This window comes from Neolewinella sp. (assembly GCF_965214665.1).
In the GTDB taxonomy this organism is placed as follows: Bacteria; Bacteroidota; Bacteroidia; order Chitinophagales; family Saprospiraceae; genus Neolewinella.
The window spans coordinates 1-24,906 of record NZ_CBDCCH010000001.1 but is presented as its reverse complement, the minus strand read 5'-3'; the positions used below and the strand labels follow the sequence as shown (position 1 = coordinate 24,906).

The window sequence follows — 24,906 nt, the reverse complement described above, 5'->3', positions numbered from 1 at the left end:
GCGGGGCCTCTCCCTTTTTCGGTGCTGGCACAGTCCGACCTGCCCGCGGTGCAGGAGGTTCGTCACGCTACCATCGCCGACCTGCCGGTGGCGGAATTAGCCCAGATCAGGCAGTTCGTGCGATTCGGTCGTACGGAAGAGGCTATCATCGCCTTCGATGCGCTGCTCACGCGGCAGCCCGACTGGATAGCCGCGCTCACCGAGCGGGCTACTCTACTCGAGCGGCTGGGCCGGCAGCCGGAGGCGCAACGTGACCGGCAGCGGGCCCTTCGCCTGAACCCCGAGGCGGCCCGCTTCTATCTCGCGCGGGGCAGTTTCTCTCTGCTGGAGTTCATTGCGCTCTACCCCGACGACTGGTTTGACGACCGCTACCAGGGCGGGGAATTTCTGACGGGGGTGCGCACGGAGACGGACCTCGGCCGGCACCGGCAGCGACAACTAGACCAGCTTGCCGAGGCGGGCGAGGACGACCCCGCCATCACCTTTCTTCAGCTCAAAACACGGGGGGAGCACCGCAACATGAACGAGCTACTCGACCGCTCGGCCGCGGAGCACACCCGGCAGTGGGGTGATCTGATGCTCGGTAACCTGGCCCTGCTGCGCCAGGACCTGATGACCGCCGTGCAGTACTACGACGATGCCGTACTCAGCGGTGCGCACTGGCCCGAGCTGTACTACAACCGGGGGTTGGCGCATATCCTCCTCAACAACTACGCAAATGGCTGCGGTGACCTGGAACGCAGCTACCGACTCGGCTTCCTGCCGGGCGAAACGATGCTCCGCAGCCTCTGCACGTACTAGACCCCTTGATTGATCAACCCATGTACTCCCAGGCCGTCTGGTAGGTCCCCGCCCGCTCCACGTAACTGAGAAAGCCCGCAAAAAAGGCATCCCCCCCGATTGTAGCGCTGTCCCCAATCACCACCAGCTGCACCTTGGCCCGGGTGAGGGCGACGTTCATGCGCCGGTAGTCGGCCAAGAAGCCGATCTCGGAGCGGGTGTTTGAGCGCACTAGACTGAGATAAACTACCTCCCGTTCCCGGCCTTGGAAGCCGTCGACGGTATTGATGGTAATATCCAGATTGGTTAGGACAGGGACGGACTCGATGCGGTCCTCGGCGCGTACGGCTTGCTCGCGGTAGGGGGTGATGATGGCTACGGCGGGCAGTGGCTCCTCGGGCGGGATGCTGCCCTTGAGGAGCAGCAGGTGCTCGACCAGGATGTCCAGCTCGCCATCGTTGTAGCGGCTTTTGAACTGGGGGTGCAACTTTTCTTCAAAGCCGGTGCCGGCCGTGTCGATGAAGACCACACTCTCCTGTAGGCTCACCCCCGGTAGCGTACGCTCCGCAATACCGGGACCGGCGCGCAGCTTACCGTCGTAGAAGTACTGGTTGCTGAAACCCATGATGCGCTCGTTCATGCGGTACTGTACCTCAAGCAGGGCGTTGCGTCCGTGCCGTTCCAGGGTCTTTTCGAGCAGGGTCACGCCGAAGCCGCCCCGCTCGGCATCCTTGCTCTTTACCGTGGGGGGGAGTTGGTAGGGGTCCCCGGCCAGCACCACGCGGTTGCTGCGGATGATCGGGATCCAGCTGGCCGGCTCCAGCGCCTGAGCCGCCTCGTCGATGATGCAGGTTTTGAACTCCCGGTCGCCCAGGATGGAGCTGGCTGCGCCTACGAGCGTACACACGACCACGTCGGCCGCATCCAGGATGTAGCTCAGCAGGTGGTCCTCCAGCTGCCGGGCCCAGCCGCTCAGCCGGCCGGCCTCGGCGAAGGTTATGCCCTTGTCGCGGCCGCCGCGCATCCGCTTGGCTTTCTTGCGCAGATCGGCGGCCTCCTTCCGCAGTTTTTTGACCTGCTTCGTATCCGGATGACGGGCCACCTGCACCTCCAGGGTATGGGCCATGACGTCCTCCTCCACCCGACTGATATTACCGGTGCGCACCACGCGAATCCCCTGCTCGGCCATGCGCAGGGTGACCAAATCGGCCGCGCTGTTGCTGGGGGCGCAGAAGAGGATGGCGTTTTCCGTTTTGACCAGTTCGCCCACGGCGGCTACCAGGGTGGTGGTCTTGCCCGTGCCCGGGGGACCGTGGATCAGACTCAGGTGGCTGGCTCCGAGTATCTCCCGCACCGCCTCCCGCTGGCTATCGTTTAGTTGCGTTAGGTGCGCCACCGATTCGGCGGCCACCGGACGGTACTCCGGCTCGCGCACGCCCATGATCACGTCGCGCAGCTCGGCCGTGCGGTCACCGCGGGCGGTCTCCAGTCGCTGCACGGCCTTATCCATCTCGATGTAGGTGCGCTCGTCGAACATCAGGTCTACCCCTACCCCGCCCCGTTGCAGCCAGCTCGGGTGTTCATCGCCGCCCAGGATGATCTTCATCTTTTCCTTCTTCACGTACTGGATCACACCGGAGCGCTGGGGCGAGCGGGCGTCCTGCTGGGTCGTAAAGAGGTTCACCGAGGTGCCGGCCCGAAACTGGTGGGCTTCCTCCCCCTCCCGCGTTACTACCACGAAGGGACGCTCGCCGATACCGTAGCCCTCCTTGATCACCTGGAGGGGGTACCAACTATAGCCCTTCGCTACGCGCTGCACCAGGGGCATGGCCTGAATCACTTCTAGGTGCAGCCGGCGCTCCTCCTGCCGTTCGAGGTCGATGAGCTGGCGCAGGCGGGTGAGTTCGGCGGTCTGGGAGTCGGTCATGGGGCTATTATAATCAGCGGCGAAGGTAGGGGAGGGCTACCTTGCGGGTATGAGCTCTACCGACATCCCCCTCGGCATCATGAAGGTCGACGTAGCGGGCCACGACGCCCGCGCCCTTAGCCTGCTCACCCGTCAGGCTACCCGTCGCTTCACCGAGGTGCTGGAGCGGGAGCCCCGCCTGCGCATCGAGTCGCTGACCTTCGACGGCCCGCCGCTCACCCCCGACGACAGCGGCTACAATGCCCTGGACTTCGTACAGATCGGCATCAACGAAAAAACGGAGCGCAGGATGGCCTTTCTGCTCATCGTCACGGAGGTGGAGATCGCGGCCGCCTCCCTGTCGTACCTGCTAGCCCTCCCCTCCCAGCTCACCAACGTGGCCATCATTTCCACCCGCCGCCTGGCCGACTACGGCTCCGAGGAGCTAGAAAATACAGACCTGATGAGCGAGCGGCTCGGCACCCTCATGCTACATTGCTTCGGCCGGCTGCTGAACCTAGATTACCAGCCGGACGAGTCCAACTACATGGCCCGCATCGAGGTACCCCATGACCTGGACGCGATGGACCGTTTCACCGACACTCAGTTCGACCGCATGGCCCATAACCTACCCCTGGAGGCCAACGACCGTTTTTCGGCGGGCAACCGACTGGCCTTCGTGCTCCGGCAGACCGCCACCAACCTGCCCCGCATCGTGCGCGGTGCCTTTAGTGCCAACCCCATCCGCATCGCCACCAAGCTACCGACCATGATCGCTACGGCCCTATCGGTCATCATCGTACTCATCTTCGGGGGCGAGACCTGGGACTTTGCCGCCTCCGTTTCTGCCGGCCAGCTCGCGGTCTTCGTGGGGGCTAGTTTCGTGGCGGCGACCTTCGTGCTCTACCGGGCCTTCTCCTTTCGCCTGGTCGCCACCCGCCACGGTAACACGTCGGAGAGCGCGGTGGTGACAGCCGGAGCTACCTACCTGGCGCTGGTGCTTACGCTGGCCTTTCTTTTCCTCGTCTTTGCGCTCCTGATGTACGGCGTGGTGGTTTTTGTTTTTCCCGACCCCCTGATGCGTACCTGGACCTCCGATCAGGACGGCTCGACCGCCGGGGCCCACCTGCGGCTGGTGCTTTTTTTGGCGGCGGTGGGCATTCTTTCCGGCTCCCTGGGCGGCTCAGCCGATTCCCGCTCCGTGGTGCGAAACGTGCTCTTTGCTAGCGGCGAAACGTAGGCACCCGCGGCCCCGCCCGCAATTTTTTCAGTATTTCTGAAAGATTGACAGTTTGTGAACTTAGTGCACGAAAGTTGCTGTTTTATGGGTGGTAATTTCATTTTACACCCTATTAAACACTACAGCATGAGAACCAATAGTTTGATTCCCGCCATGTCGCGTTTCCTGGACGACGACTGGAACAATCTCTTTGAGTGGCGCAACCGCAACTACAGCAGTAACACCACTACCCTACCCTCCGTCAACGTGAAGGAGACGGGCGATGAGTTCGTCGTCGAGATGGCTGCCCCCGGCATGAAGAAGGACGATTTCGACATCCAGCTCGATAACAACATGCTCACCATCCGTAGCGAGATGAGCAGCGAGAGCAACGAGCAGGACGAGGATGGTAAGTATTCCCGCCGCGAGTTCAGCTACCAGTCTTTCCAGCGCTCCTTTAACCTGAATAATCAGGTAGTGGACGATGCGAACATCCAGGCTACGTACGAGGACGGTATCCTGCGGCTGAATATCCCGAAGCGGGAGGAGGCGAAGGAGAAGCCGGCCCGGCAGATCCAGGTGGCTTAGATTGAGTTGCTTGGGTTGATGACGGCGGATGTCCTTTTGGGGATGTCCGCCGTTTTTGTTTGGAAGGGGGGTAATTTCACCACAGAGTCCCCTAGTGGGGCCCCACGGAGGGCTTCACGGAGGTCTCACAGAGCGGTCGGGATAGTGAAGGTAATCAGAGGCCAGCACCTAGCGGTGCTGCGGGAGGCTGGGTAGGTGTTACTGAAGGGTATAATGGTAGAGGGCGAAGGAGCGGGGTAGGGGTAGGCTGAGGGGTAGCTCGCCTGCTGGACTTACCGTCAGTGTGGCATTTTTGCCGTGACCAATCAGGGGTAGAAGGGTGACTTCGCGCTCGGGGGGCAGCCCCGTGACGAGGTGTGCGTTTTCCCGGTCATTGTACTCACGAAATACTAGTAGCAGTCCGGTGCTATCGCTGGTGGCGGTGCGAAAGCCGGTCCAGGCGGTGCCGTCGGGCTCTTCGCCGATGGGTAGGGTGGTGCCAGTGTGGAGGTCTTGGATATAGGGCCGGAAGTGGTGAATGATGCTGTCGCGCTGGTCCTCCAGGCTGAGGTTGCTGCCCTCCATCCAGGCCAGAGGCTGGGCAACGGCGGTGGTGGCAAAGAGGTAGGCAAGGTTGTAGCTGGCGGGAGCAAGTGGATCGCCGACGGGGTATTTATCGGGATTGCGCCGGGGATTGAGGAACTCGATCTGTAGGCGGGCGGGGGGCAGGTAGTGGGCGAGCTGCCACAGGTTGCGCAGCGTCCAGTGGGGGTAGTACTTGCCCCAGTCGGTGTAGCGGTTTTCGAGGAATACGTTGCCGTAGTCGGTGAGGTAGAAGTAGCCGCCGCGCTGTCCGGCGGTGACGTCGAGGTTGAACACGACCCGGCCATCGGTGCCTGCACGCACCGCGTCGAGTAGACGGCGAAAGTTGCGGTCGCTGCGGTCCGTAGGCAGGTCCACCCCGTCCATTTTGAAGGTACGGATGCCGTAGTCGTTGTAGAGGCCGATCAGTATGGCGGCGTCGCGCTGCCAGGCGGCGTAGTCGTCCTCGCGGCTGGCGTTGAACCAGAGGCCGATCTCCATACCGAGCTCGCGGGCGCGTTCGACTACCGGGGCGAGACCGTTGGGAAAGCGCTCGGGATGCGGCAGCCAGTCTGCGGTTTCCCAGTAGCCCCAGCGGTTACCGGCTGCGGAGGCAGAGTTTCTGGACAGTCCTGCCTGCCACCCGTCGTCGATCTGAAAGTGGGTGATGCCCAGTCCGGCGGCAATTTCGAGTTCGCGTAGTACGAAGACCTCGTTCACTTTACCATCCTGACCACGGTCGCCCCAGGTATTCATCAGCACCATCCCGTCGCGCTCCGGCCGGTAGCGGTAGCTGGCCAGCTGGTAGGCACGCAGGGACTCCAGGGCGGGGTCGCGGGTGCAAAGCCCAATAGAAAAGCCGTACCGGTGGCCCGCCACACTCAGCCGGTCGAAACTGAAGGCGAAGTCGTAGCCCGGATCGTCGAGCTGGCTTTCGCCCAGGGGGGATTCTTTAAGCAGCCACACCCCTTGATCGGTAAGCTTATTGCGGGCTATTAATAGATTACCCCTGGTGCGGGTAGTGGTGTTGAAGAGCAGGTGCTCGTCGGTTTGTACCAGGTCGTTGTTTCCATCGGTCTGGTCGGTGAAACGAACCGTGCGCAGTTGCCAGTGGCGGCCGGGGAGCCTTGCGTTGAATGCCGCACCTGCGGCCCCGCCCGCTTCCGTGGCTGTTTCTACTCCGTTGGCATCGGTAAGGATGGATGCATTGCGTTGCGTAGTCGAACCCACAAGTTGCTGTTCGCACTGTAGGGCGACTACCCCGTCGAAGAGGCGGAAGGTGCGTTCCAGGGTATCCGCTTCGCTAGTCTGGGTGAGGCGTAACAGGATGTGGGCCGGGCGGTAGGCGGTGGCGGGGATGCGTTGTTGGTAAATCTCCTCCAAGCGCACGGTGGCCCCCTCCGGCCAGTCGAACAGGGACTCCGTGGTATCGAAGGTAAGCGAGTGGTCGTGCCGCAGATCGGTGATGCGGTGCAGGTACACCCTACCCTGCCGAGTTTCAAATTCAAAGCGACCGGTACCGTTGTCGAGTACGAGGAGGGTGTCGCTGGCCGGGAGCTGGAGGGTGGTCAGTACGAGGCCGAAGATGAAAGAGAGTTGGCGGTGCATGGAGTAAAGTTAGCTGCTTGGGGCGATCTGGCGGGCTACCTCCTCGGTACGCTCCCGCAGACCGGGCAGGTTCATCTTTCGGTCTCCGCGGTACCAGTGTTCCCACTTGCCGTGGGCGGCTGTAGCCTTGGCGTCGGCGGCCGTGGCTAGTTCGCGCTCCGCTCGATTTAGTAGCTCAGCGGCGGTAGTTAATTTATTCTCCCGGGCGGCCGCCTCGGCCTGCATCACGGCCTCTAGCCAGTGACCGATGGCCAGCTGAATGCGTATGTGGGCCTGTAGGTTATCGACCAGCAGTTGGCGTTCGACTCCGGCTAACTGGGTTAGCGCGAGTCCCGTCAGACTATCCGCCCGCTCGAAGGCCGCGAGCTGCTCACGCAGGCGGTAGAGCAGGGTATCGGCCGGGGTTGTGCCCACGCCACTGGCACCCCCGAGGGCAGCGTGAAATGGATCTGGCTGACCATCCTTACTTGCCGTTTGGGGAGCCGGTGGCGTGTACCCCTCCTTGGCGATGCGTTCGATACTGCGCAGGATGCCTTCACCCTTGTACTTCGATTGCCCGTCCAGGAAGCCCGGCATTTGCTGCTCCCCGAAGAGGGCATAGCCGTCGTAGTAGGCGGTGTAAGCCTCCGTGACCGCTTCGGCGGCCTCGGCAAAGCGGTTACTAGACCAACGGGCTAGGAAGTCGTGGCCGTCGAAGTCCTCCATCGACCAGAGCATCTTTGCGGAGGCGGTCAGGCCCGGCAGGAACTCCCGGATATTCGACACATTCATGATCGCGTAGTCGTTGGCACCATGCGTATAGGCCTCGCGCATCACCTTACCGGTCTGCCAGGGTGGAATGGCCTGCGCCAGGTGCGGCCCCCAGCCCCAGAGTTGGTGGTGGTAGTAGACGCCGTACTTACGACCGGCCTCCCGCTCCGTATCGTAGAAATCGGCCTGCCAGTACCAGCCGGAGTTGTTATCGGCAAAAACGGTGATGACGTCCTCCGGAATGTCCAGTAGCCCCCGCTCGTTGAAGTAGGAACCCTCGGCCCAGAGCGTGGTGGTCATGAGGGGCCGGTCCTCCCCGGTGACCTCGGTGACGATCTCCTGCTGCCGGGCCATGGCGTCGGAGATGATACCGGCCCGGTCGGCGTCGGACTGCGGCACCCCAGGGTCGGCCATCCACATCGGGCGGTCGCCAAAGCCCCGTAGTCCTACCTGCCAGATTACGTTCGGATATTCGGCCCACAACCCCGCGTAGTGCCGCCACACCTCTTCTACTTTATCCGGTTCGCTATAGTAACTGAAGAGCGGCTCCTCCCCCCGCTCCGCCCAGTAGTTCTCGTAGGTAAAGGCACTCACCCCCAGGGGCTCGATGTGGTGCATGGACAGGTACAACCCGCGGCGGGCGGCCTCGTCGACCAGTGCTTTTTCCGGCGGGTTGCCAATGTCCAGGAAACTGGCGGGGATAATGAGGTTAAACCGCAGGCGCACAGCAGCCTCGACCACGTGGGCCATGGCCTCGGAGTTGACCACGTCGCCGTAGTAGCGGTAACGGATGTTGCGCTTCCCGCCGCTGTCCATCCACTCCGTGAGTAGGTCCTCGTCATTGATAAACCAGCCGCGGAAGTCAAAATCGGGTTCCCCACTATCGTAGCTCATGGGTGCTAGCGTAAGGTCGGCCCGCCGTTCCGGCTCCAGTCCGCTCCAGAAGTACAGGGGGTCCACCCCCAGCTGGTGCTCGGCCAGGTAGTATACGCCGTGCATCAGGGCGCGGTCGCTGGTGCCACGAATGGTAACCTCCTGACCGGTAATATCCACATGGAACCGCTCGGGGTGTTCGGTGCTACTGGTGTCGCGCGCGAGGGCAATGCAGGGCTCACAGGCGGCACGATCGGCGGTGATCGTAGGCCGGCGTCCGGTGATCTTCTCCACGTCGCCCGCCAGGTCTTCCGCGGCCAGTCGGAGGTAGGGGGCGGCTGTGGACGGTAGGAAGATACTTGCACCTGCGTCCCCGCCTAGAGGGAAGTCGGACGGGCCGGAGCAGGACAAGCCGAGTATGAGTAGTATAAGATACGGAAGGTAGTTCATGATCGATCAGTTGACGGCAATACCGCTGGCTTCGCAAATGCCCCGCAGGTAACCCAGGGCGAAAATTTTTCCGGTCATCTCGTACCCCACCGAGGTGCTGCTGGCAAAGGGCCCCTGGACCTCCCCGTACATGGCCGGCGCATGATCCGGTCGCAGCGGACCGTCGAAGCCGTGGGCGTGATAATGCCGCAGCATAGCGACCATATCGGTGGGGCCATTATCGTGAAAGGTCTCACGGAAGTCATGGGAAGCACCCTCGATATCACGTAGGTGGAGAAAATGGACCTTACCGGACCGGAGCCAGGGGGTACTAATTTTTACCAGGTCTTCCCCCATCGCCCGAAAGGTGGCCTGGCAGAAGGTGAGTCCGTTGCTGGGGCTATCGCGGTGGGCCAGCACCCGGTCGAATGCGGCGGCACTGGTAAGGATGCGCCCCACGCCCCTTAGGGGACTCAGGGGCGGGTCATCGGGATGAAGTGCCAGTTGAATGCCCTCTTCCTCGGCTACCGGAAGCACGGCGTCGAGAAAGTAGAGTAGGTTTTGCCAGAGGCGGTCTTCGGTAATGCACAGCTCGGGGGCAAGGTCCTCACCCACATCGGTTAGCCGGAATTCACTTACCTGTGCCCCGCCCCGCGCCGGCACGTCCACTCGCGTGCGGTACCACCCTAGGCTGGCCATGAAGTTGTAGCAGTGCAAGCGGATGCCGAGGCGGCCCATGTTACGCAGCAACTGCCGGTAGTGATCGATGGCCTCGTCGCGCCCTCCAGTACCGAGTTTGATGGGCTGCATGTCGAACTGATCGCCCTCCAGTCCGTAGACCGAGAAGCCGGCCTTCCGAAAGCGCCCTACGATGGTTTCTAGCGCCCGGTAGCTATAGGGCGGCGGCAGTCCGCTCAGGTCGCTGGCGGCCTTGGTGATGATCTGCCGTACGCCTACCTGGGCGGCTAGAGACCACTTACGGTCGTCTCGGGTAGCGGGAAGTAGGGCGGAGAAGATCATCTAGAAGTAGCCGCCCTTGTCCATGATGTCCTGGGCCGATTCCCCCTCGGCTACCCAGCCAAAGATCTTCTTCTCGTTCTCGCGGATCTCCTCGGCGCGGGTCAGTACGTCATAGGCTACGGCACGGGGTACTACGAGCACGCCGTCTACGTCGCCGACCACCACATCGCCGGGACGAATGAAGACGCGGCCAATCTGGATCGGGATCTGGAAGTGAGTGATGAGGCAGCGGCCCAGGCTTCCGTTGCTAGAGCGGTACTTATACCAGACGGGGAAGTCAGCCCCCACGATCTGGTGGGTGTCGCGGATACCCCCGTCGATGGCCGCGGCGCGGATGCCCTTGCCCTTCGCCGTAGCGGTCATGACGCCACCCCAGGAGGTGCTTTCCTCGTCGCCGCTGGTATCGTAGAGTACGAAGGCGCCGGCGTGCATGGCGTCGAGCATCCTGGTACGAAAGCCCATCTCCCCACTGACCAGGGTGCTGGGGGCGCTCTTGACGGTGAAGGCGAAGCCGGCTACGGTCCGGTACTCGCGCAGGGGGCGGATGCGGTGCGGCAGGGCCTGGTCGAGCAGGGTGAACTCGCGTAGCACATCATTAATGGCCCCGGTGTAGAGTTGCTCGTAGCGGTGGAGTAGTTCTTCGTCAGGGATGGGGAAGGTCACTTCCGGCACGTCCTCACGGGCCTCGATGAGGCGCTCGAGATTCATCATACCGACCTCTTTTCTGTACTGTTCCGTACTCATTGCTTCAAGTTTAAACTCCAGAATCCGCCAGAAAGCCGCCGTCTACGGGGATGGTGACGCCGGTCATGAAGCCAGCCGCCTCGTCGTCCAGCAGCCAGTTCATGCAGCCGATGAGCTCGGGGGCCTCGCCGAAGCGTTTCATGGGGGTTTGGCGAATGATGCTCTCGCCGCGGGGGCTGTAGCCTTCCTCGGTCAGGAGGAGCTTGCGGCTGCGGTCGTTGAGGAAAAAGCCCGGGGCGATGGCGTTGACGCGCACGCCGGCCGGAGCCAGGTAAGTAGCCAGCCACTGGGTGAAATTGGCCACGCCGGCCTTTGCCATGCCGTAGGCTCCCACCCGGCTCAGGGGTCGGAAGCTGTTCATGCTGGCGATATTGATGATGGCCCCGCTGCCCCGTTCGGCCATCACGCGGCCGAAGGCATGGCAGGGAATGACCGTACCCATGGTGTTGACCTCCAGCACGCGGCAGAAGGTGTCCATGTCGAGGTTGAAGAAGCCGCGGGTCTGTCCATCGTCGCGGCCGTTGAGCTCGGCCGGGTCGTAGGTATTGACGGTGGTGACGGCCGCGGCCTGGTTGCCACCGGCTCCGTTGATGAGGAAGTCGACCTGACCGTAGGCGGTCAGGGTAGTTTCTACGGCTGCCCGTACGGCGGCTTCGTCCGTGACGTCGGCCTGGGCAATGGCACATTGTCCACCGGCGCTGCGGATGTCGGCTGCGGTGGATTCGAGTTTTTCACGGGTGCGGCCAAGCAGTACGACACGGGCGCCGTCTGCGGCCAACTGCCGGGCCATCTCCGAGCAGAGGGTACCACCGGCACCGGTGACTACGGCGACCTTATTATTCCATTTCTTATTGGGCATGGGTAGGGGTTTTATTGGCGAGCCAGCGACGGGCGTTGCTATAGCAGATGTTCATGACGGCCGCATCGAGCCAGGGGCCATCGGGCGGGAGGCGTTCACGCTGCACCCACTCGCCAAGCAGGTTACAGAGGATGCGGCGGAAGTATTCGTGGCGGCAGAAAGAGAGTAGGCTCCGGCTGTCGGTGGTCATACCGATCCAGTGGTGGAGCAGCCCGTAGCTGGCTACCGTATCCAGGTGTTCGCGGATACCACTGAGCTGGTCGTTGTACCACCAGGCGGGGCCGAATTGCACCTTTCCCGGGCGGCCGTCTTCGGCAAAGGAGCCGGTGAGGCTGCCGAAGGCGGCGTTGTCGGCCGGATTAAGGGTATAGAGGATAATATCGGGCAGCCCCCCACCCCGCTCGATGGTATCGAGGAGAGCAGCAATGCTGGTGATGTCTGCGGGACTTCCGATACTGGCGTAACCGCCCGCGCCGCCGGCCAGCTTCCGTAGGCGGGCGCTGGTACGGCGCTGCGCCCCGACGTGCAGTTGCAGCCCCCAGCCGCGGTCAGCGTACCGCCGCCCGAGGGCTACGAGGAGGTAGTCGCGCAGGTTGCGCTCCCAATCTTCCGCGGGTACCTCACCATGAAGGATAGCCAGAAAGCTTTTTGCTGCTCGCTGCTCGCTGGGCTCGGTAAAGTGAAAGCCGGAATCAAGTGCGTGGTCGGCCAGTACGCAGCCGGCCGCGGCAAAGGCATCGAGCCGGCGGTCGACGGCGGCTAGGTAGCTCTCCAGATCGGTGATCTCGAGGTTGGTGGCCGCAGATAGTTCGTTCAACCAACCATGGAAGCTAGCTGAGGTGACATCGACGATGCTATCTCCGCGCAGGGAGGGATATACGTCGACCATCCGCTGGCGGGTGGCCCGCCGGTGCCGGCTCACGTCGCTGAGCAAATCATCGGAGGTGCACACCGTAATCACCCCCAGGTCATTGAGGATACGCAGCGGACGGAAGCGTTCGTCACCAAGCTGATCCGTGGCTCGGTCCCAGATTTCCCCGGCGGTGGCGGGGGTAAGGACGGTATCGATACCGAAGTGACGCTGTAGCTCCAGGGCATTCCAGTGGAAGAGGGGATTGCCCCAAGTGGCGGGTACCGTAGCGGCCCAGTTCTCGAATTTCTCGCGGTTGGTCGCCTCCCCCGTAATCCCCCGCTCGGGAATGCCATGGATGCGCATAGCCCGGTGCTTATAGGGGTCGGGATTGATCCATAGTTCGGTCAGGTCGGTGAACGCCCGGTTGTCGGCCAGCATCGTAGGGTCGAGGTGGTTGTGGTAGTCTATAATAGGAAACTGACTGGCTATCTCGTGGAAGAGCCTGCGCCCCACTGCGTTGTGCAGGAGAAAATCGGGGTGGATCAGGCTCATAGGTCTAGGTTTTGCGTGGCGACGCCCCGGGGCAAGCGGCGGTACAGCAGGTAGAGCAAACACGCCAGCAGCAGACAGCCCCCACCACCGGCCAGGGCCATCAGGCCACTCCCCTGTTCCCAGCTCGGTGCGCTCATCACTACGAAGAGTGCCCCTACGCAGGCCAGCGCAATGACGAACAGCAGTAATAGCATACGTTGGAAGTCGGGCTCGATGTTCGGTTTCTCGGCTGCGGCTACCGGAGTTCGCAGCTGCTCGAAGAAGCGTTGCACCCGCGCACGCGCCCCCCTGTCCTGCGGAAGAAAGACGGAAGCGAGAAAGATGATCGTACACACCACGATGGTCAGCCCCGTAGCCGCCTCCCAACTTACCTGCGGGAGCGCGTTGAAGGTAAGTCCCGTAGCCACCCCCGCCAGTAAGGAAGCCGTAGCCCCCGTAGCCGTAGCTCGCGGAATCAGCACCCCCAGCACGATCGGGATCACCAGCGGAATGGCAAAAAGCCCCGTAAACAGCTTACTGGCCTCGAACGCCCCCCCGAAGCGCTCCACAAATAGTGCCCCGGTAATGATGAGCCCCCCCACCAGCAGGGTCGCGTAGCGCGCCGAACGCATCAGCTCGTGGGGCGTAGCGTCGGGGCGAAAGATGCGCTGGTAAATGTCCTTGGTCACCACGCTGGCCATCACATTGTACTCCGAGTCCAGGCTCGACATCGTAGCCGCAAACATGGCCGCCAGCATAATGCCCATGATGCCCGCCGGCAGCAGTTGCAGGGCCACCCCGACGTAGGCCATCTCCGGATTGTCCAGCCCGGGAATGATGGCCGGCGCCAGCAATGGCGGCAATAGCCACAGCGGCGGAAAGATGAAGAACAGTGCCGCGGTAAGGAGTCCCATCTTGCGCCCCGCCGCCTCATCGCGCACACTGTAAAACCGCTGGATAAAGGCCCAGTTGCCATTATTCTTGATCGCGAACATCACGTAGTACACCGCCAGGAAAAGCAGCTCGCCCCGCGACCCGCCGAAGAAGCTCAGGTGCCCCGGCCGCGCCGCCTCGATGCCCGCCCAACCGCCGGCCGCCCCGTACGACAGCGGTACGAGCAAGAACGTAGCCGTGATGAGTACCACGAACTGCACCACGTCGGTCATCACCACCGCCCAGAGGCCCCCGACTACCGTATATAGCACCACCACGATACCCGCCAGCAGAATACTCGTATCCAGACCCAGTGGTGTAGCCGCCGACAGAAACACCCCGATGGCGTACAGCCGCACCATATTGTCCAGTACCCGGAATCCCAGCCCGCCCCAGCTGAACAACTGCCGCACGGCCGGTGAGAAGCGCTCCTCCAGAAACTCCACCGGACTACTGATGCCCGCCCGACGCCAAATCTTGGCAAACACAAAAGCCCCAATGAGGGTCGCAGGCACGGCACACCAAATGACCGTCACCGCCACCAGCCCGTCCTCGTAGGCGATACCGGCGTGTGCCACAAAGACGAAGGCCGAAAACAGACTCATGAAGTTGCTGATCCCCCCCACGTACCAGGGAATGGCACTACCCCCCCTAAAGTAGTCGGCCACGTCCTTGACGAAGTACCCCAGGCTCAGGCCCATGCCCGCCATGATCACCATGTACACGCCGATGGCGACGTAGTCCAGCGTCTGAAGGATAGCGATCATCTAGCGGGCGGTGACGGATGAGATGGCGCTGCGCTCGGCGATCAGCAGGGGGGAGTCGTAGACCGGTAGATCGTAGAATTCGTGGCCGGCATCCGTGCGGCGGTGGTAGTTTTTAGAGATATCGTACACCACGCCGGTGCGCAGGTCGACGTACACCGGCTCGTCGAAGGCCAAATCGGTAAAGGTGAAATCGACCGCCGTGGTGCCGTTGTGGTCACTGGGCACGTTGTCACTGAACCACAGGGCTACCACCGGCGCCCCGTCCCGTTCGAAGCCATGGACCTGCAGCCCGTGGTAGGTATCCTCGGTGTAGCGCAGGGTGTCCATTAGCCGCACCTCCCCATCAAAAACACTGACCATATGCTGCACGGCGTAGTAGGCGTGCTTGGGGCGCACCACCTCCTTGTTGTCGTTCGTCAGCAGGAGCCCCTTGCGGTTGATCTCGTCGGGGTACTGCAGGTCCACGATGCTAAAGACGTTGGTGCCGATGCCGTGGGCGCGATCGTTGAGGGCACGGCGTAGGAACCACTTGGCCTGGCTCAGTTCGGTCCATTCGTAGCCGCGTAGTGCCTTGGTCTTCCGGTACTCCGAGGGGGCGCCATTCTCGCCCTGGTAGAGGTCGATGCGGTCGCTGTACGTGGCCACGGTATCGCGCAGCCGCTCCACGGCGAGGTCCTGGTCGTCGGGGTTCCGCGAGTAGGGGTGGTAGGCGACCAGGTCCACTAGGCCGAGCTTATCCTGCCGCTGTAGTTCGGCCAGGCCCTGCCCCACGTAGTCGGCGTCGACTCCACTCACCGCGAAGGCGATGATGGTAGCCTCCGGCTGGCGCTCGCGGATGATGTCGCCCGTAGCAACGAGCAGTCTGGAGTAGTCTACGGGTCGGTTTTTACTGCGGTCGCCCTTCCAGGAATTGTTGGGCTCGTTCCACACTTCCCAGGTGTCGACTATATCGGCGTAGCGATCTACTGTGGCACGCACGTAATCCTGCCAGGCCTGGTAGGCCTCTCCGCTACTGGGCAGGGCACCGCTCAGCCGTATACCGCCACCCCCGCGGTAGAGCTCATTACCATAGCTCAGCGAAAGCCAGGGTTTGACTCCCCGTTCCACCAGGTCACGCACGATGTGGTCGAGCCAGGCAAAGTCGTACTCCCCCTTCACCTTCTCCGTTTTGGCCCAACCCGACTGTAGCCGGATCTGAGTAATGCCCAGCGGCTCCACATACTCCTTCCAGTTGTCGTACAGGGTGTAGTCGCGGTCCATGGTTTCGCCGCCGACGCTCCAGGGGTAGCCCGTTACCTCGTGGGTGGTAACGGGGCGTAGCGTAGTCAAGAAGGGTAGGTTGATACTCACTTCTTCCCACTGCGGCAGGGTGTCCTGGGCGGGGGCGCGGGTGCAGAGCAAACTGAGAAGGGCAAGGCCGAGGACTCTAGTAACCATCGTTCTGGGGTAGATTTCCGGTAGTGTTGGCCTCAATCTCGCGTAGGGGGATGGGCCACAGGGCGTTGTAGTCCTGAATTTCGTCGCCGTTGTGGTCGTTGTACAGGCGTACCCGCTCGACGAGTTTGCCCGTGCGGTGTAGGGTTATACGCCGTTGCTCCTCCAGGCTGAGCTCGCGGGCCCGTTCGTCCAGGATATAGTCAAGCGTTACGTCGCCGGCCTCCACCGGGGTAGCCTGGGCTCGGCCACGGACCACGTTGATGTCGTCGGCTGCGGCCTGAGCATTTCCGGCCGCCAGGTGGGCCTCTGCCCGTAGCAGGTAGGTTTCGGCGAGGCGCATGTAGTACTGGTCGGTGTAGGTCGCCCCGGCGTTGGCGGTAAGCAAAAAGATGGACGGATCGGCGTACAGGGCCGGCGGATGGTTCATCGGTGTAGTAACCTTGGTGAGCCAGGGGTAAAAGCGCCAGTCGCTGGACTGGATCACCGTGCCCGGAAACTCGATGGCACTCTGACCGAAGAAGGCCGAGGAGGGATCGTTATACATGATGGTGCGTCGGTAGTTGTGGTTAGCGTTGCGGATGTCGTTGTCAAAGTCGCTTGCCCAGAGATCGTTTTCGAACCAGTCGGTGGGTTGCATGAAACTCACCCCCCGTCCCCCGCCGTTGAGATCACCTACCCAACTTAGCATGCCCGAGTTGCCGTCAGGATCGTTGAGGGTGAAGACCGCCGGGGCATGGAAGCGCTCGAAGCGGTTACCGCTAATGCCCCCGGTGCTGGTGAGTAGCCCACCCGGTATATCCGTTTCTATCTGCGCCACCCAGATGGCTTCGGTATTACCGCCGCTGCGGTTTTGGCTACCCTTGCGGAACAGGTCGTAGTACACGTCGAAGCTGTCCACGCCCGCGGTGATGCCAAAGCGCTCCGTCATCAGGGCGGTGGCCGGGTCGTCGATTACGGCGGTGGCGGCGGCGATGGCCAGATCATTCTGCCCGGTGGTGATGTAGGTCTCGGCCAGCAATTGCTGAGCTACTAATGCGTGCAGCCGTCCGTCGGGCACTTCGGTAATGCCGGGTAGGTTGTCGCGGGCAAAACTCAGGTCGTCGATGATTTGGGCGAGGACATCGGCACGGGGAGCCCGGGTGAAATCAGTGCGGGGTGAGCTGATGGCATCGAGGTAGAGCGGCACGTCACCGTAGAGATACACGAGGTAGCGGTAGGCTAGCCCCCGGAACAGCCGGCTCTCGGCCTGAATCAGCGTGACCTGGTCGGCCGTTAGATCGGATGCTTCCAGTTGGTTCAGGATGAAGTTCACCGAGGAGACGATCTTATACCACCGCTCCCAGTGCCAGTTCACGAGGCCGGAAGTGGGGTTAAAGGCGCTGGTATAGTCGCCGATTCGCCCTACCGAGTTGGACAGCCGCGCGTCCTTCATCATATCCGTCCCGTAGTGGTGGGCGTAGCTGAAGTCGTCTTCGCTGTAGTGCGTCGTACGCACCCGGGCGTACAGGTCGTAGAGCGAGCTCTCGAACTGGTCGAAGTTTTCGAAGCTATTATCGGGGTTAAAAAAGCTTAGTGGCCGTTCTTCGAGGAATTCTTCTTCGTTACAGCCGGTAGCAGCTACGGTCAGCACTAAAAATAATAGTAGGTACTTAGTAGTGGGCATGATAATCGAGCTTAAGGGAGGTTAAAAGGAGACGTCAACCCCGAAGGAGAAGCCGCCGAGCAGCGGCCGGGAGTCATTCAGACCGCTGTTGGTTTCCGGGTCCCACCCCTCCCAGTCGGTCAGCGTCACCAGGTTCTTACCCGATACGAACACTTTGAAGCTACCCAGACCAAGGCGGTCGGAGAGTGTACGATTGAGGGTGTAGGCGAGACTAATATCCTGTAGGCGGACAAAGCTGCGGGCGAAGTAGTGGGTACCGCCAAAGGGGGTATTCGTACCCGGCAGCCGGTAGGTAGCTCCGGTATTAAAGGGCGACCAGTAGTCGATATCGGCGTACCAGTTCTGGTTTTGGGCGATGCCGGGGGTAAGCTGACCCAGTGGCTCGTTGGCACCCAGGTAGCTGTTACTGCCCCCCTGCACGGAATTGATAAAAAACCGCAGGGTGAAGTCCCCGTAGCTCAGGGTATTGCGGATGCCGAAGCTGTACGCAGGCTCCTCATTGCCGATGTTGGTGCGGTCAGCGGGTGTTATCTCCCCATCTCCATCCTGGTCACGTAGCCGGTAGGTACCTACTGCGTAGCCGTCCGGAATGTCGTCACCGATCTGGTAGATGCCGTCGATTTCGTAGTTGAAGATGGTTTGGATGGGCTCACCAATAAATAGACCCGAGGCAACAAGGTCGTCTTCCCTACCGTCCTCGTCATTATCAAACCCAAGCAGACTCACGATCTCGTTGCGGTTGCGGGCAATGTTGAACCCAATATCCCAGCGAAAGCGCTCGCCACGTACGGGGGCGGCATTCAGGATCAGCTCGATGCCGTTGTTACTTACCTCTCCCACGTTGGAGGTAATGGAGGTGAAGCCGGTGATCCCCGGTAAAACCAGGTCGAACAGTAAGTCGGTGGTAGTGCTGGTGTAGTAGTCCAGGCTACCGGACAAGCGGCTGTCTACCAGACTGAAATCCATCCCCACGTTCGTACCCGCCGTACGCTCCCACTTCAGGTCAGGGTTCGCCAGGCTGCTGAGGCCTTGCCCATTAAGCGTCTGGCTACCATCGCCGAAGATGTAGCGGTTGTCCTCCCCGGCGAAGATGCGGGCCTGGGAACTATAGCGCTGCGTTAGGTTTCCACTGATGCCGTAGCTGGCCCGTAGCTTGAGAAAGTCTACCGCGGTTGTCCCCGCCATAAACCCTTCCTCACTGAGGACCCACCCCACGCCGAAAGAAGGAAATACTGCCGAGCGGTTGTTGGCCGCGAAGCCACTGAAGCCGTCGCGCCGCACGGTGGCATTAAGCAGGTACTTATCCTTAAACTCATAAGCCACCCGCCCCATCTGGTAGGAATAGCTCTCCTCGTAGGCCTCCGACTCGATGAACTGCTGGCCGGCCTGGCCGAGATCATTGAAGGAAAGTCCCAGATTAGTGTAGCCTACTCCACGGGCTTCCGTACGTTCGTTGCGAATACGGTTGCGGCCCACCAGCGCGGTCACCTTTACGTCGTGGGGGCCCGGTAGGGGGATATCGTAGGTGAGGATGTTATCAAAGGTCCAGTCGTAATTCGAAGCGGTGTTTTTAAAGGCCGCCCCACTAAGGCCGCCATCGAAGCGGTTGGAGTTGCGCCGGCTAAAGAATCCATAGTTGTTGCTAAAGTTGATGCGGTAGTTCAGCCCCGGCACGAAGGGCACGTCGATGGAGCTAAAGAAGATACCCAGCAGCCGGTTGCGGTAGTCAGCATCGTCGGCGGTGCTGGCCAGTAACGGATTGGTGGTGTTGTCCCCCAGCGGATTAATGACGAACTCACCCGTCTCGTCGCGAGGTCGGGCCAGGGGGCTGAACTGATCCACCTGCCCGATATTCGGACTGTCACCGCTGTAGTCGGCAAAGGTGCCGAAGCTATTCACACCCAGCGTGAGCCAGTCGGTTACTTCCACGTCCAAATTCACCCGCACCGTCTTGCGGTTGTAGTTATCGTTAAGCACGATACCCTGCTGGTCGGTATAGCCGCCGGAAATAAAATAGTTAGTACGCTCCCCGCCGCCGCTGACACTTAAGATGTGATCGGTGATGTACCCGTTCTGCCGGGAGGCCCCGAGCCAGTCGAAGTCGGTCCCGTCCTGTAGACCGGTAAGCAGGGGCCCGAAGAAGGGGATATCGGTTTCCTGATCGAAGTCGGGGTTTGGTTGGGTGAAGCCCGGCTCCTGGTAAGCGTTCATGAAGTCAACGTTGTGTGCGGCCTGTAGGTATTCTTCCCGACTGAGCAGTCGCCGATCTTTAGTTGGGTTCTGCGTAGTGTAGTTACCGGTGTAGGTAATGGTGGGCTTACGACTGCTACGGCCCTGCTTCGTGGTGATGATGAGCACGCCGTTGGCCGCCTGCGCGCCGTAGATGGCCTTGCTACTAGCGTCCTTGAGTACGTCGACGCTCTGGATGTCGTTGGGGTTGATGTCCGATACCCGGCCCCGGTACACGATGCCGTCAAGCACGATGAGCGGACTGGTGTTGCCGTTGATGGAGTTCTGTCCGCGGATGTTGATCCCCGCGTCTTCCCCGGCCGTAGCCGACTGGCCCACGTTGAGTCCCGGCACGGTACCATTGAGCGATTGTAATATATTAGTGTTCGGGGCCTCGCGGAACGCATCCAGCGGTGCCGACGCAATGGCCCCCGTCAGGTCGCGCCGCCGCTGCGTACCGTAGCCCACCACCACGATCTCCTGTAGGTCAGCCGCTCCTTCCTCCAGGACGATGTCAATAACACTGCGATTATTGACGCCTACCTCAATGTCTCCATAACCCGTATAGCTGATAGCTAGGAGGGCGTCGGGGGCGGCCGAGAGTGAGAAGTTACCGTCTACATCGGTGACCGTCCCCTGCGTCGTACCGGCTACCCGCACGGTAGCACCGATAAGGGTCTCTCCGTCGGGGCCCGTGACGGTGCCGGTAATCGGGATTGACTCACCATCCTGGGCCAGCAAGAGACAGGACGAGACGAGAACAATTACTAGAGTTAGCAGCAGCTTCATATCAGTAGTTTGACAACCTATTGTGAGCGTGATCAACGGGAGCTTAAAACTAAATTCGGCAATTAGCCTATTAATCACCGTTTTATTCCGCTAGCAAATGTATTGACCGTATTTGTCAAATTTTCCCGCTATTTTCACCAAAAGCGATACGATCGTACCACATACTGCCCCTACGGGGTCCATTCACCGGTTAAATGCTATTGAAAACACCCATTCTGCTACATAAGCAGACCAAATCCGCCCACCAATCCTTCCTCAATCGCTTTGCCCGCGTACCCCACCTGTACAACAACTGGCACTACCACCGCGAGCTGGAATTGCTGTACGTGATACGGGGTGACGGTACCCGCTTCGTGGGCGATAGCATCGAACCCTTCTTTTCCGGCGATTTGGTGCTGGTGGGTTCCGACGTGCCCCACTTCTGGCGCAGCGATGCGCGCTACTTCGAAGGGCGTGAGGAGGTCTATGCCGAGCTCATCCTCACCCAGTTCGTCCCCGATCTACTGGGCGATGCCTTCGAGCTCTCGGAGTTTCGGCCCATCAAAAAACTGATCGAGCGCGCCCAGCACGGTATCCGGTTTCTTGCCGCAACCCGCGACCAGGCCGGCAAAATTTTGCACCGCATCACCGCTACGAAGGGGAGTAAACGGATCATCCTACTGCTCCAGTTGCTGGAACTGCTGGCGACTACCGAAGAGTACTACCCCCTCTCTACCCTAGGGTACCGGAAACTGCTCACCGATGCCTCCTCCCAGCGCCTGCGTGAGGTAAGCGATTACATGCTCAAACACTACCTCCGCCCCCTTCCCCTACCAGAGGTGGCCGCCGTAGCCAACATGTCCGAGAAGGCCTTTTGTCGCTTCTTCAAGGGTGCCACCCAGAAGACCTTCGTGCAGTTCCTGACCGAGCTCCGCGTCTCTCATGCCTGCAAGCTGCTCTTGTCGCACAACCAGCCCATCGGAGAGGTCTGCTTCGCCTCCGGCTTTAACAATCTATCCAACTTCAACCGTCTGTTTAAGCGCACCATGGGCCGTACTCCGCGCCAGTACCGCCGCCACGGTGCTACCGCCGACCAACCCGTTAGAGCGTTAAGCTGACAAGCGATACCTTACTCGGTGACGGTGGCTGAGGCTCATAGACAATCATTAACATGGAACGATTACCAAATATCCACCCCGGAGAGGTGCTCCGCGAAGAATTTTTAGTACCGCTTAGCCTGTCAGCTTACCGCCTGGCTAAGGACCTCGGTATTCCTCAGACCAGAATTAGCACTATTTTATCCGGCAAGCGACGGATCACCGCGGATACCGCGCTCCGCCTAAGTAAGTACTTTGGCACCTCCGCCAAGTTCTGGCTTGGGCTACAGGATGATTATGATCTGGAGGAAGAGGCTGAAGCGAAAGGAACTGAGCTCGCATTGATTAAGGCCTTATCGGTAGATTAGTGCTCATGATACGCCATAATCTTCTCCTCTGCCTTGCGATCTACCTAGCACCCGCGCTCCCCGCCCAAGTGGACACTGTACGCCTGCCCGGTACCGAGGTCAGCTTCACCATGGTCCCGCTAGAGGGAGGCGTGCACACCATCGAGGGGAAAAAGGTAAGACTCTCCCCCTTCGCCATCTCCAGCCACGAAGTGACCCACGAGGCCTACCGGGTATTCCAGGTGCGCGATAATGATACTCCCCTAGCTGCTAGCGAAGACTGGGACGCCGACGGCTGGGCCCGCCCCTCTCCGCCCTACCTCGACCTGACCTACGGCATGGGCACCCGCGGCGGCTACCCTCAAGTAAATACTACTCAGCAGGCCGCGCTGCGTTACTGCGAGTGGCTGTACGAAAAGACCGGCCGCTTCTTCCGCCTACCCACCGAGGCCGAGTGGGAGTACGCCTGCCTGGCCGGTGAGGAGCCCGACCCCGCCGACCTGCCCGACCTGGCCTGGCTGCTCGAAAACGGCGAGGAGACCTACCACAAAACCGGCGAAAAAACTCCCAACGCCTGGGGACTCTACGACATGCTCGGCAACGTCAGCGAGTGGACGCTCGACGAGTACTACGAGGACTACGCCGACCGCACCGGTGACGGACAGGACCCCTGGATGCGCCCCGACGGTAAGCACTCCCGCACCGTGCGCGGCGGCTCCTTCGATACGCCCACGGCCGAGGCCGGCTGCCGCGCCCGCGAAAAATCGAGCCCGCGCTGGCAGGCCCGTGACCCGCAAATCCCCAAGAGTATCTGGTGGAATGTGGATAGTGCCTTCCTGGGTTTTCGACTGGTTTCGCCGAAAAAGCAGCCTAGTTCGGAAGAAGTGCGTACCTTTTTTGCCGAGTCGATTGTCGACTAGTCGCTCGTCGGCTTCTCGTCGGCCGAATTCTTTCGCTAGCGCCCGCGGCGCTAGCGAAAGTTCGTCCGCCGAGTTATTCTTTCACAACCTCGGCGGACGAACCTCGCAACGCGAGGCATTCGGCCGACGAGCAACCCCCCGATCATGCCCATCAACCGCCGTTCCTTCCTCCAACGCACCACCGCCCTGGCCGCCGCCGGCCTGGCCATCACCCCCGAGCTGGCCGCTAAGGTGCATTCCTCCGTCGACGACGTCATCCGCATCGGCCTCATCGGCTGCGGTGGGCGCGGCACGGGAGCAGCTTTTCAGGCGCTTAGCACCGAGCAAAACGTCAAACTGGTGGCGATGGGCGATGCCTTTCGCGACCGGCTCGATAAAGCCTATACCGGCATCCAAACCCAGTTGGAGGAAAACGAAATGGACGCCGCCCGGCTCGACGTGGCGGAGGAGAATAAGTTCGTCGGCTTCGACGCGTACGAAAAAGTTGTTCCCCTCTGCGACGTAGTCCTGATCGCTACACCCCCGGGTTTCCGCCCCATCCACTTCGAGGCGGCCGTGGCGGCGGACAAGCAGATATTTATGGAAAAACCCGTGGCCGTAGATGCCCCCGGGGTGCGTCGTGTGCTGGCTGCGGCCGAAGAGGCGAAGGCCAAGAAGCTCAACGTAGTGGTCGGCCTCCAGCGCCACTATCAGAAGGCCTACACCGACGGCTGGATCGATATGCTTCAGAACGGCGCTATCGGCGACATTACCACCAGCTACGTCTACTGGAATAGCGGCGGGGTGTGGGTGCGTCCCCGCGAACCCCAACAGACCGAAATGGAGTACCAGATGCGCAACTGGTACTACTTCAACTGGCTCTGCGGCGACCACATCAACGAGCAGCACATTCACAATCTGGACGTCGGTAACTGGGTCAAGCAGGATACCCCCCAGACGGCCTCCGGCTACGGCGGCCGCCACATGCGCACCGGTAAGGAGCACGGAGAGATCTTCGACCACCACTTCGTGGAGTACACCTACGCCGACGGCAGCCGGATGATCAGTCAGTGTCGCCACTGGGAAGGCTGCTCGACTAAGGTTACGGAGGAGTTTCAGGGCACTAACGGCAGCGCCCCCGCCCCCGGCAAGCTCCTTACTCCCGGCGGCTACGCCCTCCTGGATCGCGACGACCGCAAAGACCCCAACCCCTACCAGTTGGAGCACGATTTGCTATTTAGGGCCGTAGCCGATGGCGAGTATAAGTACGCCGATGCCGAAAACGCCGCCCACGCCACTATGACCGCCATCATGGGCCGCATGGCCACCTACTCCGGGCAGGTAGTGGACTGGGAGACCGCCCTGGCTTCCGAGCTCGATCTCTCACCAGCTGTCTACGCCTTCGACGCCCCGCCGCCCATCTTGCCGCTGGAGAGTGGGTATTACCCCGTGCCGGTGCCGGGGGAAACGCGGGTGATGTGAGCCAAGCAAAAGTTAACCTCCACTTGGGTAAGTACGTTGAATCAGTAGCCGAAATACAAACCTATGTTAGCCGAACGTCCGGTAGACTCAGTGATAAGGTTCATCACTTCCTTTCCCAGCCCCGAGGAAGTGCTAGCCTATCGACCTAGCGTAGAAACAGAGGAACGTCTTTCAGATTTGCTTTACAGCCAGAGCGCACGCGATCTAAGTGCTGACGAAGAGCGGGAACTAGACTATTTCATGGTCGTAGAGCACATCATGCGCGTGGCCCGCCGTCTAGAAGCACTTGAACGCTTAGGGGGTTGAGGGTTAAGTACGCTGAACAACCTAGCCTATAGTTGCCCGCCCTGTAACCGCGCCAAGGGAAGCAATGTAGAAACTATGTTAGCCGGCAGTGACAAGCTCATTCGCCTTTATCATCCACGAAAAGATACTTGGATCGATCACTTCGCCTGGCAAGATGTAGAGACCGTGCCCCTGACCGAAATCGGTCAAGCCACCGTCCAAGTTTTAAGTATGAATGACGTATCCCGACTCATCGAACGCAGGAAAATTCTAGACCT

18 protein-coding genes and 1 pseudogene are annotated in these 24,906 nt (G+C 61.0%); 8 read left to right on the top strand and 11 right to left on the bottom strand.

Going from position 1 to position 24,906, the window contains the following annotated elements:
• A partial coding sequence (locus ACOOHD_RS00095) for a hypothetical protein (protein ID WP_420457663.1) occupies nucleotides 1-801 on the top strand: 801 nt, incomplete at its 5' end.
• A gap of 13 nt (nucleotides 802-814) precedes the next feature.
• On the opposite strand, the gene ACOOHD_RS00090 is transcribed toward ACOOHD_RS00095, so the two are convergent.
• On the bottom strand, nucleotides 815-2,707 hold the full coding sequence (locus ACOOHD_RS00090; protein WP_420457662.1) for an AAA domain-containing protein: 1,893 nt from the start codon (nucleotides 2,705-2,707) through the stop codon (nucleotides 815-817).
• Between the two features lie 49 nt (nucleotides 2,708-2,756).
• Between ACOOHD_RS00090 and ACOOHD_RS00085 the strand changes: the two genes are divergently transcribed.
• Entirely contained in the window at nucleotides 2,757-3,926 is a 1,170-nt protein-coding gene (locus tag ACOOHD_RS00085; RefSeq protein ID WP_420457661.1) for a hypothetical protein, read from the top strand.
• 126 nt (nucleotides 3,927-4,052) lie between these two features.
• The gene (locus tag ACOOHD_RS00080; RefSeq protein ID WP_420457660.1) at nucleotides 4,053-4,493 is read left to right on the top strand and encodes an Hsp20/alpha crystallin family protein; all 441 of its coding nucleotides are present in this window, start codon (nucleotides 4,053-4,055) and stop codon (nucleotides 4,491-4,493) included.
• A gap of 198 nt (nucleotides 4,494-4,691) precedes the next feature.
• On the opposite strand, the gene ACOOHD_RS00075 is transcribed toward ACOOHD_RS00080, so the two are convergent.
• From ACOOHD_RS00075 to ACOOHD_RS00030, 10 genes are read right to left on the bottom strand one after another with little or no spacing between them, the layout of a single operon-like run.
• The gene (locus tag ACOOHD_RS00075; RefSeq protein ID WP_420457659.1) at nucleotides 4,692-6,662 is read right to left on the bottom strand and encodes an alpha-galactosidase; all 1,971 of its coding nucleotides are present in this window, start codon (nucleotides 6,660-6,662) and stop codon (nucleotides 4,692-4,694) included.
• Nucleotides 6,663-6,671: 9 nt separating this feature from the next.
• Complete coding sequence (locus tag ACOOHD_RS00070) at nucleotides 6,672-8,735, bottom strand: glycosyl hydrolase 115 family protein (RefSeq protein ID WP_420457658.1); 2,064 nt, start codon at nucleotides 8,733-8,735, stop codon at nucleotides 6,672-6,674.
• A gap of 6 nt (nucleotides 8,736-8,741) precedes the next feature.
• On the bottom strand, nucleotides 8,742-9,734 hold the full coding sequence (locus tag ACOOHD_RS00065) for a mannonate dehydratase (protein WP_420457657.1): 993 nt from the start codon (nucleotides 9,732-9,734) through the stop codon (nucleotides 8,742-8,744).
• Nucleotides 9,735-10,478, bottom strand: coding sequence for an RraA family protein (locus tag ACOOHD_RS00060; RefSeq protein WP_420457656.1), 744 nt, complete (start codon nucleotides 10,476-10,478; stop codon nucleotides 9,735-9,737).
• 10 nt (nucleotides 10,479-10,488) lie between these two features.
• A complete protein-coding gene (locus ACOOHD_RS00055; RefSeq protein WP_420457655.1) occupies nucleotides 10,489-11,337 on the bottom strand; it encodes an SDR family NAD(P)-dependent oxidoreductase in 849 nt (282 codons plus the stop codon).
• Nucleotides 11,327-12,742 carry a glucuronate isomerase gene (uxaC, locus tag ACOOHD_RS00050; protein ID WP_420457654.1) on the bottom strand — a complete coding sequence of 472 codons (1,416 nt, stop codon included), beginning with the start codon at nucleotides 12,740-12,742 and terminating at the stop codon, nucleotides 11,327-11,329. Before uxaC ends, ACOOHD_RS00055 begins: the two co-directional genes overlap by 11 nt.
• Nucleotides 12,739-14,421: a sodium:solute symporter family transporter gene (locus ACOOHD_RS00045; RefSeq protein WP_420457653.1), complete on the bottom strand. Its 1,683-nt coding sequence runs from the start codon at nucleotides 14,419-14,421 to the stop codon at nucleotides 12,739-12,741. The genes uxaC and ACOOHD_RS00045 overlap by 4 nt, the downstream gene beginning before the upstream one ends.
• A complete protein-coding gene (locus ACOOHD_RS00040) occupies nucleotides 14,422-15,858 on the bottom strand; it encodes a hypothetical protein (protein ID WP_420457652.1) in 1,437 nt (478 codons plus the stop codon).
• Nucleotides 15,848-17,521, bottom strand: coding sequence for a RagB/SusD family nutrient uptake outer membrane protein (locus tag ACOOHD_RS00035; RefSeq protein WP_420457651.1), 1,674 nt, complete (start codon nucleotides 17,519-17,521; stop codon nucleotides 15,848-15,850). Before ACOOHD_RS00035 ends, ACOOHD_RS00040 begins: the two co-directional genes overlap by 11 nt.
• Nucleotides 17,522-17,542: 21 nt before the next feature.
• Entirely contained in the window at nucleotides 17,543-20,539 is a 2,997-nt protein-coding gene (locus ACOOHD_RS00030; protein WP_420457650.1) for a SusC/RagA family TonB-linked outer membrane protein, read from the bottom strand.
• Between the two features lie 194 nt (nucleotides 20,540-20,733).
• Between ACOOHD_RS00030 and ACOOHD_RS00025 the strand changes: the two genes are divergently transcribed.
• The 5 genes and pseudogenes from ACOOHD_RS00025 to ACOOHD_RS00005 all read left to right on the top strand — a co-directional run.
• Nucleotides 20,734-21,636 carry a helix-turn-helix domain-containing protein gene (locus tag ACOOHD_RS00025; RefSeq protein ID WP_420457649.1) on the top strand — a complete coding sequence of 301 codons (903 nt, stop codon included), beginning with the start codon at nucleotides 20,734-20,736 and terminating at the stop codon, nucleotides 21,634-21,636.
• Nucleotides 21,637-21,689: 53 nt separating this feature from the next.
• Nucleotides 21,690-21,983, top strand: a complete 294-nt coding sequence (locus tag ACOOHD_RS00020; protein WP_420457648.1) for a HigA family addiction module antitoxin — start codon at nucleotides 21,690-21,692, stop codon at nucleotides 21,981-21,983.
• Nucleotides 21,984-21,988: 5 nt separating this feature from the next.
• Entirely contained in the window at nucleotides 21,989-22,882 is an 894-nt protein-coding gene (locus ACOOHD_RS00015; RefSeq protein ID WP_420457647.1) for a formylglycine-generating enzyme family protein, read from the top strand.
• Between the two features lie 144 nt (nucleotides 22,883-23,026).
• Complete coding sequence (locus ACOOHD_RS00010) at nucleotides 23,027-24,343, top strand: Gfo/Idh/MocA family protein (RefSeq protein WP_420457646.1); 1,317 nt, start codon at nucleotides 23,027-23,029, stop codon at nucleotides 24,341-24,343.
• 381 nt (nucleotides 24,344-24,724) lie between these two features.
• A pseudogene (locus ACOOHD_RS00005) lies at nucleotides 24,725-24,906 on the top strand (HNH endonuclease); the annotation flags it as partial.

Coding starts and splice junctions, on each gene's coding strand:
- ACOOHD_RS00090 (WP_420457662.1), bottom strand. CDS start 2,707: ATGACCGACTCCCAGACCGCCGAACTCACCCGCCTGCGCCAGCTCATC.
- ACOOHD_RS00085 (WP_420457661.1), top strand. CDS start 2,757: ATGAGCTCTACCGACATCCCCCTCGGCATCATGAAGGTCGACGTAGCG.
- ACOOHD_RS00080 (WP_420457660.1), top strand. CDS start 4,053: ATGAGAACCAATAGTTTGATTCCCGCCATGTCGCGTTTCCTGGACGAC.
- ACOOHD_RS00075 (WP_420457659.1), bottom strand. CDS start 6,662: ATGCACCGCCAACTCTCTTTCATCTTCGGCCTCGTACTGACCACCCTC.
- ACOOHD_RS00070 (WP_420457658.1), bottom strand. CDS start 8,735: ATGAACTACCTTCCGTATCTTATACTACTCATACTCGGCTTGTCCTGC.
- ACOOHD_RS00065 (WP_420457657.1), bottom strand. CDS start 9,734: ATGATCTTCTCCGCCCTACTTCCCGCTACCCGAGACGACCGTAAGTGG.
- ACOOHD_RS00060 (WP_420457656.1), bottom strand. CDS start 10,478: ATGAGTACGGAACAGTACAGAAAAGAGGTCGGTATGATGAATCTCGAG.
- ACOOHD_RS00055 (WP_420457655.1), bottom strand. CDS start 11,337: ATGCCCAATAAGAAATGGAATAATAAGGTCGCCGTAGTCACCGGTGCC.
- uxaC (WP_420457654.1), bottom strand. CDS start 12,742: ATGAGCCTGATCCACCCCGATTTTCTCCTGCACAACGCAGTGGGGCGC.
- ACOOHD_RS00045 (WP_420457653.1), bottom strand. CDS start 14,421: ATGATCGCTATCCTTCAGACGCTGGACTACGTCGCCATCGGCGTGTAC.
- ACOOHD_RS00040 (WP_420457652.1), bottom strand. CDS start 15,858: ATGGTTACTAGAGTCCTCGGCCTTGCCCTTCTCAGTTTGCTCTGCACC.
- ACOOHD_RS00035 (WP_420457651.1), bottom strand. CDS start 17,521: ATGCCCACTACTAAGTACCTACTATTATTTTTAGTGCTGACCGTAGCT.
- ACOOHD_RS00030 (WP_420457650.1), bottom strand. CDS start 20,539: ATGAAGCTGCTGCTAACTCTAGTAATTGTTCTCGTCTCGTCCTGTCTC.
- ACOOHD_RS00025 (WP_420457649.1), top strand. CDS start 20,734: ATGCTATTGAAAACACCCATTCTGCTACATAAGCAGACCAAATCCGCC.
- ACOOHD_RS00020 (WP_420457648.1), top strand. CDS start 21,690: ATGGAACGATTACCAAATATCCACCCCGGAGAGGTGCTCCGCGAAGAA.
- ACOOHD_RS00015 (WP_420457647.1), top strand. CDS start 21,989: ATGATACGCCATAATCTTCTCCTCTGCCTTGCGATCTACCTAGCACCC.
- ACOOHD_RS00010 (WP_420457646.1), top strand. CDS start 23,027: ATGCCCATCAACCGCCGTTCCTTCCTCCAACGCACCACCGCCCTGGCC.